This window comes from Amycolatopsis sp. NBC_00348, assembly GCF_036114655.1.
In the GTDB taxonomy this organism is placed as follows: Bacteria; Actinomycetota; Actinomycetes; order Mycobacteriales; family Pseudonocardiaceae; genus Amycolatopsis.
The window spans coordinates 10,108,036-10,120,859 of the sequence record NZ_CP107994.1 but is presented as its reverse complement, the minus strand read 5'-3'; the positions used below and the strand labels follow the sequence as shown (position 1 = coordinate 10,120,859).

Here is a 12,824-nt window from a genome sequence, read left to right as displayed (position 1 = left end):
CGACCCTTGGTTGCCGAACGAACCGCGCCGCGCGTCGCTGGGTGCAGCGCGCGGCGTGGCTCGCGCGGCTATTGACGTCCCTGGCTCGCGACGTCGAGGAGCGTCTTCGCGGCTACCGTCGCTCCGTCGTCGCGGATTGTGCTCGCCACCGCTTGGGCCTGGGTCCGCATCTCGGGCGTCAGGGCCGTGGTGAACGCGGCCGACAGTGACTCGGCCGTCGGGGTCGGGCCCTCGTGCGCTACTCCGATGCCCAGCCCGGCCACCCGCTCCGCCCAGTACGGCTGGTCCGCGATCCGGGGTACCACCACTTGGGGCGCGCCCGCGCGGGCGGCTGTGGTCGTGGTGCCCGCGCCGCCGTGGTGGACGACCGCGGCCACCCGGCGGAACAGTGCCTGCTGGTTGACCTCGCCGACTACGAAGCAGTCCTCGGCGTCGTCGATCGCGGTCAGGCCGGCCCAGCCTCGGCCCAGGACCACCCGGCGGCCCTGGGCGCGGGCCGCCTCGGTGGCTTCGCGGGCGATGCCCTCCGGGGCGTACGCGGCCATGCTGCCGAAGCCCACGTAGACCGGCGGTTCACCGGCGTCCAGGAACGCCTCCAGGTCCGCCGGCAGCGGCCGGTCGTCGGGCAGGATCCACGCGCCGGACTGCACGAGGTCGAGGTTCGTCATGCCCTCGGACGGGCACAGCGCCGGGTCCGCCGCCAGCCACGGCCGGTCGGTGAACACGTGGTCGCGGACGTTGTCCACCGGCGGCAGGCCGATCGCCGCCCGCCGGCTGTTCAGCTCCGGGCCGTACAGCGCGTTCACCCGCTCGGCGTCCTGCGCCCACCGCACCTCGAGGTCGGTCTCCTCCTCAGGCGACGGCGTGCCCGGCCGCATCCCCGGCGCGAACTGCCGCGACGGCAGCCCGAAGATGTGGAAACACGCGTACACGTACGGAATCCCCCGCTTTTCGGCCACGTCCCGGGCGCCGGCCGGCAACAGGCCGGTCGCCAGCAGCACGTCACATTCCCCGGCCACCGCGCCGAGCGTTTCGAACCGCGCGGCGACCAGCGCGGGAGCGAGCTTGAACGCGTCCGCTCCGGTCGGCGGTTTCGGGTTGGCGACCACCGAATGCACCGTCGGCCCGAGCGGCACCAGCGGGACCCCGGCCCGCTCCAGCAGCGCCACGAAATCGTCGTCCGGCGGCGCCGCGACCAGCGCCTCCGCCCCCAGCTCCCGCAACGCCACCGCGAGCCCCACCAGCGGTTCGACGTCCCCGCGCGATCCCCACGTCGTCAGCAAAACACGCACTTAAGAATCCCCATTTCCCCTGTTCACGACCTACGGCGGGCCATTCTGCGGCATCACCCCGGCCTTGCCGCAAGCCCCGGGGTCGGCTATAAATTGAAGGGGGCGAGGAAATACTTCTTTCGCGTGCGCGATTTCCGTTCAGCCGAGATGATCGTTCGCACCGCTCACCCAGCCGATGTAGCGCTCCGCGGACCGGCGCACCGCGCCCTTCGCGTCGCCGAGCACCGTCCCGCCCAGCAGGCCGTACAGCCGATCGAACTCGTACGGCTCGAGCCGGTCGACGATCCGCCGCACCAGCCCAGCGGAGAGCGGGATCTTGTTCGGGTAGCTGCGCATGAACGTCACCCACCCCGCGTCGACGACGGGCACGATCGTGTCGCCGGTCAGCAGCACGCCGCCGGTGTCGGTGCCGACGTGGGCCACGGCGGCGCCGGGGAAGTGGCCGCCCGCCTCGACGAGCGTCACGCCGGGCAGGACCCGCTCGGTGCCGGACCACTCCCGCAGCACCGGGTCCTCGCGCCGCACCCACCGCCGGTCGGCGGCGTGCACCAGCACCGGGACGCGCCCGAGGCGGTGGCTCCAGCTGACCTGCGAGCCGTACATGTGCGGGTGGCTGGCCACGATCACCGCGGCCCCGCCCAGCTCCTCGATCTTCGCGACCAGGGCCGGGTCGAGGTGGTTCGGCGGGTCCCACAGCAGGTTGCCACCGGACGTCTGCGCCAGGTGCGTCCACTGGCCGATGCCGAACGGCGGTTCGCGGTTGAACCGGTGCAGGCCCGGTTCCAGTTCGTGGTGCACGACTTCGCGGCTGTCGGCCGCGAGTTTCTCCAGGGTGGTCCACACCTGCCCGGAGGCTGGCACCCATTGCCGTTCGTCCGCGCAGATCGCGCACGCGCCGGCCGGGGGTTGTTCGGTGTCGGGGTGCTCGACCCCGCAGGTTCCGCAGATCCAGATCGTCATGGCGCCAGTCTTGAAGCTCCAGCAAGGTCGAGGTCAAGGAAAGAAGTCAGCAGCGGCACCAGGACGTCCGGGCGGTCCAGCGAGACGATGTGCCCGCAGTCCTCGACGAGGTGCGCCGTGAGGTCGTCGGCGATCGGCCGCAACTGGTTCGCGAGGGTGTCGCCGACCGGGTGGGCGCCGATCGCCAGGGTCGGCACCGTGAGACGGCCGGCCTCCGCGATCTGCGCGGCACTCGCGGGCATGGCGCGGTAGTGCTCGAACGCGCACCGCAGTGACTCCCGCCCGGTGTACGCGGCGACGAAGTGCTCGCGGATCTCCGGTGGTACTCCACGGCCTCGCGTGCCGGCATCGAGGAACCAGCCGATGTAGTCCGCTTCGTGGCCGGCCAGGACCGTCTCGGCGAGGCCGGGCACGGCGTGGAAGCCGAACCACCACGGCGGACCGCCGGCGAGGAAGGCTTCGGCGCCGGGCAGCCGGCCCAGCAGCGACTCCATCAGGACGAGCCGCCGGACGCGCTCGGGGCGTCGCAGCGCGAGCAGGAACGCGGGCGGGGTGCCCGCGTCGATGCCGACGACCGCCGCCGTCGGCTCGCCCAGCGCGTCGAGGAGGGCTTCGGCGTCCAGGGCGAGGTTTCCGGCGTCGTAGCCGCCGTCGGCGCGCGTGGTCGCGCCGAGACCACGCAGGTCCGGCGCGAGGACGCGGTGGTCGCGAGCCAGGTGCGGGATGACCTGTGACCAGAGCCGCCAGGTGTGCGGGAAGCCGTGCAGCAGCAGGACCGCGGGCCCTTCCCCGGCGTCGGCGACGTTGATCTCGATGCCGTTCGCTTCGACCCGATACTCGCGCACGCTGTCTCCTCAGCAGTTACCATTGGTTACTACCAAACGATAGGTAACAGCGTCCGAAGAGCCAAGAAGGCACTTTCACGACAGGTGGTGAGCTCCAGGTGACCCCTTCCGGCCGAGGCGACCTCTTCGACCCGAAGTGCCCGACGCGCCGGCTGCTGGACCGGATCGGCACGAAGTGGACGTCGATGGCGGTCAAGGTGCTGGCCGAGGCCGAGCCGGACGAAGTGCGGTTCGCCGAGCTGCAACGGCGGATGCCGGGTGTCTCGCAGAAGATGCTGTCGGTGACCCTGCAGAGCCTGACGCGCGACGGCCTGGTCGCGCGCCGGGTGGAGGCGACGGTGCCGCCGAAGGTGCACTACCGGCTGACGGATCTGGGCCGGTCGCTCGAAGTGCCGCTCGCCGCGCTGCGGGACTGGGCGGAGGAGAACATGGTGGCCGTCGACCGGGCGCGGGACCTCGACCCGGGATGACGCACGACATTCACCCTTGCCCCTGACATCGATGTCAGGTTTTACCGTAGCTCGCATGACCGACATCCACGGAACGCACGACGCCCGCTTCGACGACGTCCGCGCCGCGCTCGAGAAGAACGTCGACTCCGGTGACGAACTGGGCGCGTCCCTCGTCGTCGACCTCGACGGCGACGTCGTCGTCGACCTCTGGGGCGGCTTCCGCGACCAGGCGCGCACTCTGACCTGGGACGAGCACACCATCACCAACGTGTGGTCGACGACGAAGACCGTGACCAGCCTGGCGGCGCTGATGCTCGCCGACCGCGGCGACCTCGACGTCCACGCGCCGGTCGCGCGGTACTGGCCGGAGTTCGCGGCCAACGGCAAGGAGAACGTCGAGGTCCGGCACCTGCTGTCGCACACTTCCGGCGTCTCCGGCCTGGAGCAGCCCGCGACGGTCGAGGACCTCTACGACCTGGCGACGTCGACCGCCCGGATGGCCGCGCAGGCGCCGTGGTGGACGCCCGGGACGGCTTCGGGCTACCACGCGGCGAACTTCGGGCACCTGGTCGGCGAGGTCGTCCGGCGGGTGAGCGGGAAGCCGTTGAAGGCGTTCGTCGCCGAGGAGATCGCCGGGCCGCTGGGTGCCGACTTCCAGATCGGGGCCGCCGAGGCGGACTGGGGCCGGATCGCGGACGTCGTCCCGCCGCCGCCCGCGGAGTTCGACCTCGTGGCCCTCGGCGCGGACAGCGTGATCGTCAAGACGCTGACCGGGCCGGTCATCGACGCGAACGTCGCGAACACGCCGGCGTGGCGCCGCGCGGACCTGGGCGCGGTGAACGGGCACGGCAACGCGCGGTCGGTCGCGCGGATGCTGTCGGCGCTGGCCCGCGGCGGCACGGTCGACGGCGTCCGCCTGCTCGGCCCGGACACGATCGACGTGATCTTCGAGGAGCAGGCCAACGGCGTCGACCTCGGGCTCGGCGTCCCGTTGCGCTGGGGCATCGGCTACGGGCTGCCGCTGCGGGAGGCGGTGCCGTGGATCCCGGACGGCCGCATCTGCTTCTGGGGCGGCTGGGGCGGTTCGATGATCATCATGGACCTCGACCGGCGGCTGACGATCTCGTACATGATGAACCGGATGGGCCCGGGCGTCATCGGTTCCGACCGCAGCGGCACGTACGTCCAGGCGGTGTACGACGCCCTGGGATGATCCCGGCATGGACTCGGGGACGACCACGCAGCTGATCACCGTGGGCGCGACGCTCGGCGGGGTCGTACTGACCCTGCTGACCACGACGTTCGTGGAGGGTCGCAAGCTGAAGGCGACCCAGCGGACCGAAGCGTTGAAGCGCGCGGCGGACCGCGCCACCTGGCTGCGCGACGAGCGCGTCAAGGCGTACGCCGGCCTCTCGACGGCGAGCGAGGAAGCGTTCCAGCTGATCCGGGCGGAGTTCCCGGAGCTGCTGAAAAACCGGGACGTGATCGAGGACAGGTGGCGCGAACGCCGCGGCGAGCTTCGCAAGGCCTACAACCAGGTGGAACTCTTCGGCACCGACGAGCCGCGCCGGCGCGGCAAGGAACTGTGGAAGGCCGCCCGCGGTGGCGTGAACGCCGTCCTCGCCGAACTGGACGCTGAGGAACCGGTGGTGCGCAAGGAAAGCCTCGACCGGGTGCTGACCGGGATCAGCGAAGCGGGCGAACGGTTCCTGGAGGCGTGCCGCGCCGACGTCCAGGGCACGGCCGAGGAGCACTGACCCTTCGTCAAGCCGGGCCGGCGAGGCCGATCAGGTTGCCTTCCGGGTCGGTGAAGTGGGCGACCACCAAGTCGCGGCCCGGCGCGCGGTCCGGGCCCATGCGGCGCGTGCCGCCCAGGCGTTCGGCCTGCTCCAGCGCCGCCGCGACGTCCGGGACGCCCACGTAGAACACCGTCTGCCGCGCGAAGGACGCGCCGCCGCCGACGCCGCCGGGGATGCCGTCCGTGTCCACGAAGCCGTAGTCGCCCGGCTCCGACACCTGGTCCGACACCGGGCCCGACGTGTCGAACTCCCAGCCGAACAGCTCGCCGTAGTACCCGCGCAGCCGGGCCGGGTCGGTGCCGATGATCTCGAAGTGCACGACCGGAGAGGCCATGACCGGTTCCTTCCGCTCGACGTCCAGAGCCTCACCGTAGGCCAGGGTAGTTGTTAAAAACAACCTCAAGGTTGTAAATTAGCGTCATGCCGACCAGTCGCAGCTACGGAGACGCGTGCGCCACCGCCCGCGCGCTCGACGTCGTCGGAGAGCGGTGGGCGTTGCTCGTCGTGCGTGAGCTTCTCCTGGGGCCGCAACGGTTCTCCGACGTCCGCCGCGCGCTGCCGGGCGCCAGTTCGAACCTGGTCACCGACCGGCTTCGCGAGCTTGAAGGCCGAGGCGTCGTGACCCGCCGGACGCTGCCGCCGCCCGCGGGTTCGACCGTCTACGAGCTGACGGCGTGGGGCCGTGAGCTGGAGCCGATCGTGCTCGCGCTGGGCGCGTGGGCCGCGCAAGTCCCGCTCCCCCGGGATGCGACGCTCGGTGCGACGTCGGTGCTGCTGTTCCTCCGCGGCTCCGCGCGCCCACGCGGGAACGCCTGCTACCGCGTCGAACTGGACAGTCGCGTGTGGACAGTGCGCACCGAACCCGGGCGGCTGACCGTCGAGCCAGGCGAGCCGAACGGTCCGGACGCCGTCGTCCGGACCGACCCGCACACCCTCAACGCGCTGCTCGAAAAGCCCGGCGGCCTCGACGCCGCGCTCGCCGACGGCCGCGTCACGATCGAGGGTGACCGGAAAGCCGTCCGCCGGCTGCTGCGCGAGCACGAAGCCTGAGCGGTCAGCCGAAATCGGCGGCGTGGTCCGCGGCCCATTCCGCGAAGTCACGCGCCGGGCGGCCGGTCACGTCCTGGACCGTCTCCGTCGTCGGCTGGGGCCGGTCCACCAGTGCCGCCAGCCGCCGGATCCGCGCTTCGACGACGTCCGCCGAACCGACCGCGCCCAGCCCCCGGGCTTCGAACGCCGTCGTCAGCTCACGGCGGTAGTCGTCGAGGTCCTGGACTTCGACGCGCACCGGACGGCCGGTGGCGAGACCGATCAGCTCGGCCTGGCGCCGCACCGTCAGCGATTCGGGTCCGGTCAGCGTGTGCTCGGCGCCGAGGTGCCCGGACGCCGTCAGCGCGCACGCGGCGACGGCGGCGATGTCGGCCTCGTGGATCAGCGCCGAGTGCGAGCCCGGGAACGGGTCGCGCACCACTCCGGCCGTCCGGATCGGCTCGGTCCACAGCAGCCGGTTGGCCGCGAACCCGCCCGGACGCAGGAAAGTCCACGGGATTCCCGCGTCGCGCACCGCCTGTTCGGCTTCGCCGTGGGCGCGGGTGATGGCGTCCTCCGACGTCGGGTCGGCGCCCGCCGCGGACAGCAGGACCACCTGCGCCAGGCCGCCCGCGCGGGAGAGGAACCCGCCGAGCCCGGCCGTCCCGGCGTAGAGGAACGCCTTCGTGACGCCGTTCAGCGCCGCGTCCCAGCTCCCGGGCCGGGCCAGGTCCGCCGCGACCACGTCGACGCCGTCGGGCAGCCGGGCGCGGCTCGGGTCGCGGCCGGCCGCGCGCACGTCCTGCCTCGCGTCGAGCAGCTGTCCCACCAGCGCGCGGGCGACGTTCCCGCGGGCTCCGGTCACCAGAATCGTCATGCGTCCAGGCTCGTCCCGATCCGGGTGACCGGGGTAGGCCAACCGGTACCACCCCGGGCCGGGGTGATGATGACACGGTGGACAGCGTGGAACTGAGCGGTTTCCTGCGCAGCCGCCGCGCGCGGCTGCAGCCGGGCGACGTCGGGCTCGTGCCCGGCCCGCGACGCCAGACGCCGGGGTTGCGGCGCGCGGAAGTCGCGCTGCTGGCCGGGATCTCCGTCGACTACTACGTGCGGCTCGAGCAGGGCCGCGGGCCGCGGCCGTCGGAGCAGGTCCTCGCCGCGCTCGGGCGGGCGCTGCGGCTGACCGGCGACGAGCACACCTACCTGCGGCGGCTGGCCCACCCGGCGCCGGTGACGCCGCCGCGCGCAGTGCCCGCCAACGTCCTGCGGCTGCTCGACCGCCTCGACGACGTGCCCGCGATGGTGATCGACGCCGGTTTCGACATGGTCGCCTGGAACCGGATGCTCGTCGCGCTGATCGGCGACCCGGCCGGCTGGCCGGCGCGGCGTCGCAACCGGCTGCGCCGGCTGTTCGACACCGGCGACACGATCACCGGCAACCGGCTGGACCTGGCCCGGCTGTGCGTCGCGGACCTGCGCGCGGGCGGCCGGTACCCGGCCGATCCGGCGGTCCGGTCGCTCGTGGACGAACTGCGGGGAACGAGCCCGGAGTTCGCCCGGCTGTGGGCCGAGCGGGAGGTCGCGGTGCAGCGGACGCTGACCAAGCGGACCGTCCACCCGGTGGCCGGCGCGCTGGAGCTCGACTGCGAGATCCTCGCGGTGCCGGGACACGAGCACCGGCTGCTCGTCTACACCGCGGCGCCGGGCACTCCGTCGGCCGAAGGGCTGCGGCGGCTGGCTTCCCGCAGTGAAGGCGCCAGCGCGAAGATCCCGAGCGTCACCACGACCGCCGACGACAACGCCCAGTGCAGCCCGACCCGCGTCGCCAGCGCGCCGACCAGGACCGGCTCGACCAGGAACCCCAGGTAGCCGCAGGCGGCGACGGCGGCCACCGCCTGGCCCGGCTTGTCCGCCTGCTTGCGGCTCGCCACGCTCCACGCGATCGGCACGATCCCGGCCACACCGAGCCCGACCACCGCGAATCCCAGGATCACCGCCACCGGCCACGGCGCGAGCAGGACCACGGCGAACCCCAGTACCGCGACCAGCGTCGCCGCGCGCGCGAACCGCACCGCGCCCGTCCGGGCCACGACCCGGTCGGCGACCAAGCGGATCGCGATCATCGTCGTCGAGAAGGCGAAGTAGCCCAGGGACGCCAGCGCGGGCGTCGCGCCGGTGACGTCGGCGAGGTACACCGCACTCCAGCTGTTGACCGCGCCCTCGGCGACGAACCCGCAGAACGCGATCACGCCGAGCGGCACCAGCGCGCGGCCCGGCCACGCGAACGCCGCCTCGCCCTGGCCGCGGTCGGCGCCGGTGAGGAACCGCGTGCGCGCCGCCCACAGCGCGAGCGCGAGCAGCACCGCGCCGGCGATCGGGAAGTGCACCGACACCGGGACGTGCGTGGCCTCCATCAGCGCGTCGACACCGGAGCCCGCGAGGCCGCCGATGTTCCAGAAGGCGTGGAACCCGGCGAAGATCGGGCGGCCGTAACCGTCCTCGACGCGGGCCGCGTGCGCGTTCATCGCGACGTCGAGCAGGCTGTTGCCGACGCCGAGCACCACCAGCGCGGCGACGAACACGGGCGCGGACCAGGCGAACGCGACCAGCGGCAGGCCGGCGCACAGCACGACGGCGCCGAGCACGACGGCCGCGCGGCTGCCGATCCGGGCGAGCAGCGCCCCGGCGCCGAGCAGCGCGAGCACCGACCCGGCGGCCAGCCCGAACAAGCCCGTCGCCAGCTGCCCGGTGCTCAGCCCCAGCTGCGCCTGCACCGCCGGCACCCGCGCCAGCCAGGTCGCGAACGCCGCGCCGCAGACCGCGAACACGACCGAAACCCCGAGCCGGGCGCGCTTCAGCTCCCCCGTCATGCGGCCACCCTAGCGATCCTCGCAATCTCGGAAACTTGGCTCAAAAACGGTTAAAGTGCGGTGTTCGCTCCGTATTTGCGGCTTCTGGAGGTCGGATGCTGTTCCGTGTGCTCGCCCTGACGACCGTGCTGCTCGCCGGCACGACGACCGCCGCCGGGGCGTCGACCCGGACGCTCACCGTCGAAGGCGCGGTCACGACTCCGGCGTCCTACACCGCTTCGCAGCTGAAGGCCCTGGGCGAAACGACGTATCCGCGGGTCACCGGCGTCGACCTGACCAAGGTGGTCGCCGCCGCGACGCCGGTTCTGCCGCCGGGGAAGAACACCGCGCTGCGGGTGACGGTGACCGTCACCGGCGCCGCGCACCGCTCGGTCACCTTCGCGCTGGCCGAGCTGGACCCGGCGTTCGGCAACCACCCCGCCGTCCTCACCATCGGCCGCGAGACCGACCTGGTCGTGCCCGGCGACCGGGACCGCAGCCGCCGCGTCGACGACGTCCGGTCGGTGCGGATCGCCGTGTCGAACGCCGCGGCGGCCGAACGGGCGGTGCGGATCACGACCGCGCACCGGTCCGTCACGCTGCCGCCGTCGCTGCTGAAGCTGCTGCCGTCCCGCACCGTGACGGCGACGTTCGCCTCGGGCGCCGGCCAGCAGACGCACACCGAGACCGGGCCGTCGCTGCGGCTGGTCCTGCTGGTCGCCGGCGTGCTGCCGCGGCCGGACACGGCCGTGGTCGCGGTCGGCGACGACGGGTACGGCGCCGCGGTCACGCTCGCCGAGGAGTCCGCGGGCGGCCGTCCGCTGCTGCTGTCCACTGTGGAGGACGGCGCCGCGCTCGCACTGCCGCGGCTCGTCCCGCTCGGCGACGTCAAGGGCGGCCGCTACGTCTCCGGGGTGACGGCGCTCGACGTGCGCTGACGTCAGCCGTGGTGCACCGGCCTGCGCCGCCTTCATGTCCCTGGCACGCTGCCTGGCTTGACCGCACCCGTATAGTCGGAACCGACTAATAGGGAGCGACTGAAGACCATGGCAGCTCGCAAGATCCGCAACACCCTGGCGCTCGCCCTGCTGGGCCTGCTGCTGGAACGCCCGATGCACCCGTACGAAATGGCGTCCACGCTGCGCGAACGGCACAAGGACTCCAGTTTCAAGATCAACCCCGGGTCGCTCTACGACACCGTGGAGTCCCTGGCCAAGCACCGCTGGATCGAGCCCGTCGAGACGGTCCGGGAGGGCAACCGGCCGGAACGGACCGTCTACACGCACACCGAGCTCGGCCGGCAGGAGTTCGTCGCCTGGCTGGACGAGCTCGTGCGCGTGCCCGTCGACGAGTACCCGAAGTTCGTCGCGGCGGTCAGCTACCTCGGCGCGCTCGGGCCCGACCGCGCCGCCGACGCGCTGGAAGAACGCGCCCGCCACCTCGCCGCCCGCGTCGAAGGCGCGGAGACGGCGCTGGCGGACACGGTCGGCCGGGGCGCGCCGCGGCTGTTCATGATCGAGGTCGAGTACGTCCGGCACGCGTGGCAGGCGGAGCTCGACTGGGCGCGCCGCACGGCCGCCGAAATCCGCAGTGGCTCCCTGCCCTGGCCCGAAACCTCCTGAGGGGAAGGCCGTGCCCGATCTCGAAACCGACGTCCTCGTCGCCGGCGCCGGACCCGCCGGCCTGCTGCTCGCCGCGGAGCTCGCGCTGGCCGGCGTGCGCGCCACCGTCGTCGAACGGCATCCGGAAAAGCCGCCGTACTGCCGCGGCTTCAACCTGAACTCGCGGTCGCTGGACCTGCTGGCGCGGCGCGGGCTGGCCGAAGGCCTGGTCGCCGAGGGACACCAGGTGCCGCACGCCCCGGCGACCGGGATGCCCGAGCCGCTGCTGCTCGACGGCACCACCACCGACCACCCGTTCTCCCTCGGCATCCCGCAGACCCGCGTCGAGGAGGTCCTGGAAGCCCGCGCGCTCGACCTCGGCGCGGAACTGTTGCGCGGCCACGAACTGCGGAGCTTCACGCAGGACGCGGCCGGCGTCACCGCGGAGATCCACAATGGACTGACCGTCCGGGCGCGGTACCTCGCCGGCTGCGACGGCGGCCGCAGCACCGTGCGCAAGCGGGCCGGGATCGGCTTCCCCGGCGTCGACGCGCGGTGGTTCGCGCTGCTCGGCGACGTCGAATGCGAACTGCCGTACGGGGTTTCGGCCGGCCCGGACGGCCGGACGCTGTTCGTCATCCCGCGGCCGGGGTACGTCCGGATCATCGTCCGGGAGGACGACCCGCCCGCGGACAAGGACACGCCCGTCACGCTCGACCGGCTCCAGTCCCAAGTGGACGCCGTGCTCGGCCGGCACGTCGAGCTGCGTGAACCACGCTGGCTGACGAGGTTCGGCGACGCGGCCCGGCTGGCCGAGCGCTACCGCGAAGGCCGGGTCCTGCTGGCCGGCGACGCCGCGCACATCCACCCGCCGGCCGGCGCGATCGGCGTCAACGTCGCGCTCGACGACGCGTTCAACCTCGGCTGGAAGCTCGCCGCGACGGTGCGCGGGACCGCGCCCGAGGGCCTGCTCGACACCTACCACGCCGAGCGGCACGCGGCGGGCGAACACATCCTGGCCAACACCCGCGCGCAGGTCGCGCTCTCGGAAGCCGCCGCGGCGGAACCGCTGGCCGACCTGATGCGCCGCGTCGCCACGCACCCCGCGGGCAAGCTCGCGCTGGCCGAGATCATCACCGGCCTCGACGCTCGCTACGAGCCGCCCGGGCACCCGTGGCTCGGCCGCCTCGCCCCGGACCTCCCCCTGCGGGGCGAGGTGAGCCACCTCGCCGCGCTGCTGCACCCCGGCCGTCCGGTGCTCCTCGACCTGACTCCCGAGCGCGCCTTCGCCGCGTGGGCCCCGGGAATCGACGTCGCCGCCGCACAGTCCACTTCGGACATCGGCGCGCTGCTGCTGCGCCCGGACGGCCACGTCGCCTGGCTGACGACCGGCTCGGACGACACCGGTCTGGCCGAAGCGATCCACCGCTGGGTGGGCGACATCCCGATCCCGGCGACAGCGTAAGACGGGTCAGCGCGGGCGGTTCAGCACCGCCCGCTGCTGACGTCGACCGGCGACCGGGAACGTGCTGTGCGGGGCGAACCCGAGTTTCGCCACCACCCGGCCCGACGCCGCATTCGCCGGTTCGTAGATCGCCAGCAGCCGGTCGGCGAAACCGGACGCGAAGACGTGGTCACGCACGGCCGTCGTCGCCTCGGTCGCGTAACCGCGGCCCCAGCACGGCTGGGCGATCCACCAGCCCAGCTCCACCGCGGGATGGCCGAGGCCCGACTCGATGTTGTCGCGGCACACCACCGACACCACGCCGTCGAACGAGCCCGGCGCCGCCGACACCGCGAACCAGCCGAAGCCGTGCTCGGCCCAGTGCTCGAGCGTCGCGCGGTGCTTGGCGAGCGTGTACTCGCGGGTCCACGGCTCGCCGGTACCGACGTACCGGACCGTGTCGGGCACCTGGGCCAGCGCGAACAGGTCGTCGAAGAAGGGTTCGGACCACGCGTGCAACGTGAGCCGTTCCGTGGTGAGCCGCACCACGACG

Annotated in this window: 14 protein-coding genes and 1 pseudogene; 8 read left to right on the top strand and 7 right to left on the bottom strand. The window is 73.0% G+C overall.

Going from position 1 to position 12,824, the window contains the following annotated elements; genetic code table 11:
• Positions 1-68 precede the first annotated feature (68 nt).
• The 3 genes from OHS58_RS45785 to OHS58_RS45775 form a co-directional block, all read right to left on the bottom strand.
• On the bottom strand, positions 69-1,292 hold the full coding sequence (locus OHS58_RS45785; RefSeq protein ID WP_328646428.1) for a glycosyltransferase: 1,224 nt from the start codon (positions 1,290-1,292) through the stop codon (positions 69-71).
• Positions 1,293-1,430: 138 nt separating this feature from the next.
• A complete protein-coding gene (locus tag OHS58_RS45780) occupies positions 1,431-2,252 on the bottom strand; it encodes a hydrolase (RefSeq protein WP_328646427.1) in 822 nt (273 codons plus the stop codon).
• On the bottom strand, positions 2,249-3,097 hold the full coding sequence (locus OHS58_RS45775; protein ID WP_328646426.1) for an alpha/beta fold hydrolase: 849 nt from the start codon (positions 3,095-3,097) through the stop codon (positions 2,249-2,251). The genes OHS58_RS45780 and OHS58_RS45775 overlap by 4 nt, the downstream gene beginning before the upstream one ends.
• A 98-nt stretch (positions 3,098-3,195) precedes the next feature.
• On the opposite strand from OHS58_RS45775, the gene OHS58_RS45770 reads away from it, so the two are divergent.
• The 3 genes from OHS58_RS45770 to OHS58_RS45760 are packed head-to-tail and all read left to right on the top strand — an operon-like array spanning position 3,196 to position 5,306.
• Positions 3,196-3,567: a winged helix-turn-helix transcriptional regulator gene (locus tag OHS58_RS45770; protein ID WP_326946830.1), complete on the top strand. Its 372-nt coding sequence runs from the start codon at positions 3,196-3,198 to the stop codon at positions 3,565-3,567.
• A 55-nt stretch (positions 3,568-3,622) separates the two neighbouring features.
• Positions 3,623-4,762, top strand: a complete 1,140-nt coding sequence (locus OHS58_RS45765) for a serine hydrolase domain-containing protein (protein ID WP_328646425.1) — start codon at positions 3,623-3,625, stop codon at positions 4,760-4,762.
• A gap of 7 nt (positions 4,763-4,769) precedes the next feature.
• Complete coding sequence (locus OHS58_RS45760; RefSeq protein WP_328646424.1) at positions 4,770-5,306, top strand: hypothetical protein; 537 nt, start codon at positions 4,770-4,772, stop codon at positions 5,304-5,306.
• Between the two features lie 7 nt (positions 5,307-5,313).
• Here the strand turns inward: OHS58_RS45760 and OHS58_RS45755 are convergent, their stop codons facing one another.
• Entirely contained in the window at positions 5,314-5,682 is a 369-nt protein-coding gene (locus tag OHS58_RS45755) for a VOC family protein (protein WP_328646423.1), read from the bottom strand.
• An 86-nt stretch (positions 5,683-5,768) separates the two neighbouring features.
• On the opposite strand from OHS58_RS45755, the gene OHS58_RS45750 reads away from it, so the two are divergent.
• Entirely contained in the window at positions 5,769-6,398 is a 630-nt protein-coding gene (locus OHS58_RS45750) for a winged helix-turn-helix transcriptional regulator (RefSeq protein ID WP_328646422.1), read from the top strand.
• Positions 6,399-6,402: 4 nt separating this feature from the next.
• Here OHS58_RS45750 and OHS58_RS45745 read toward each other — a convergent pair whose 3' ends face one another.
• On the bottom strand, positions 6,403-7,254 hold the full coding sequence (locus OHS58_RS45745; RefSeq protein ID WP_328646421.1) for an NAD(P)H-binding protein: 852 nt from the start codon (positions 7,252-7,254) through the stop codon (positions 6,403-6,405).
• Between the two features lie 77 nt (positions 7,255-7,331).
• Here OHS58_RS45745 and OHS58_RS45740 point away from each other — a divergent pair.
• Positions 7,332-8,054, top strand: a pseudogene (locus OHS58_RS45740) (helix-turn-helix transcriptional regulator); the annotation flags it as partial.
• An 11-nt stretch (positions 8,055-8,065) separates the two neighbouring features.
• Here OHS58_RS45740 and OHS58_RS45735 read toward each other — a convergent pair.
• Entirely contained in the window at positions 8,066-9,247 is a 1,182-nt protein-coding gene (locus tag OHS58_RS45735; protein WP_328646420.1) for an MFS transporter, read from the bottom strand.
• A gap of 95 nt (positions 9,248-9,342) precedes the next feature.
• Here OHS58_RS45735 and OHS58_RS45730 point away from each other — a divergent pair, with 95 nt between their 5' ends.
• The 3 genes from OHS58_RS45730 (at position 9,343) to OHS58_RS45720 (ending at position 12,292) form a co-directional block, all read left to right on the top strand.
• A complete protein-coding gene (locus tag OHS58_RS45730) occupies positions 9,343-10,164 on the top strand; it encodes a hypothetical protein (RefSeq protein ID WP_328646419.1) in 822 nt (273 codons plus the stop codon).
• A 108-nt stretch (positions 10,165-10,272) separates the two neighbouring features.
• The gene (locus OHS58_RS45725) at positions 10,273-10,848 is read left to right on the top strand and encodes a PadR family transcriptional regulator (RefSeq protein ID WP_328646418.1); all 576 of its coding nucleotides are present in this window, start codon (positions 10,273-10,275) and stop codon (positions 10,846-10,848) included.
• A gap of 10 nt (positions 10,849-10,858) precedes the next feature.
• Positions 10,859-12,292 (top strand): FAD-dependent monooxygenase, encoded by a 1,434-nt coding sequence (locus OHS58_RS45720; protein ID WP_328646417.1) that lies wholly within the window; start codon positions 10,859-10,861, stop codon positions 12,290-12,292.
• 6 nt (positions 12,293-12,298) lie between these two features.
• On the opposite strand, the gene OHS58_RS45715 is transcribed toward OHS58_RS45720, so the two are convergent.
• Entirely contained in the window at positions 12,299-12,817 is a 519-nt protein-coding gene (locus OHS58_RS45715) for a GNAT family N-acetyltransferase (RefSeq protein WP_328646416.1), read from the bottom strand.
• Between the last annotated feature and the right edge of the window lie 7 nt (positions 12,818-12,824).

Bases quoted from the DNA above. Each gene is read 5' to 3' on its own strand.
- OHS58_RS45780 (WP_328646427.1), bottom strand. From the start codon at position 2,252: ATGACGATCTGGATCTGCGGAACCTGCGGGGTCGAGCACCCCGACACC.
- OHS58_RS45765 (WP_328646425.1), top strand. From the start codon at position 3,623: ATGACCGACATCCACGGAACGCACGACGCCCGCTTCGACGACGTCCGC.
- OHS58_RS45760 (WP_328646424.1), top strand. From the start codon at position 4,770: ATGGACTCGGGGACGACCACGCAGCTGATCACCGTGGGCGCGACGCTC.
- OHS58_RS45755 (WP_328646423.1), bottom strand. From the start codon at position 5,682: ATGGCCTCTCCGGTCGTGCACTTCGAGATCATCGGCACCGACCCGGCC.
- OHS58_RS45750 (WP_328646422.1), top strand. From the start codon at position 5,769: ATGCCGACCAGTCGCAGCTACGGAGACGCGTGCGCCACCGCCCGCGCG.
- OHS58_RS45745 (WP_328646421.1), bottom strand. From the start codon at position 7,254: ATGACGATTCTGGTGACCGGAGCCCGCGGGAACGTCGCCCGCGCGCTG.
- OHS58_RS45735 (WP_328646420.1), bottom strand. From the start codon at position 9,247: ATGACGGGGGAGCTGAAGCGCGCCCGGCTCGGGGTTTCGGTCGTGTTC.
- OHS58_RS45730 (WP_328646419.1), top strand. From the start codon at position 9,343: ATGCTGTTCCGTGTGCTCGCCCTGACGACCGTGCTGCTCGCCGGCACG.
- OHS58_RS45725 (WP_328646418.1), top strand. From the start codon at position 10,273: ATGGCAGCTCGCAAGATCCGCAACACCCTGGCGCTCGCCCTGCTGGGC.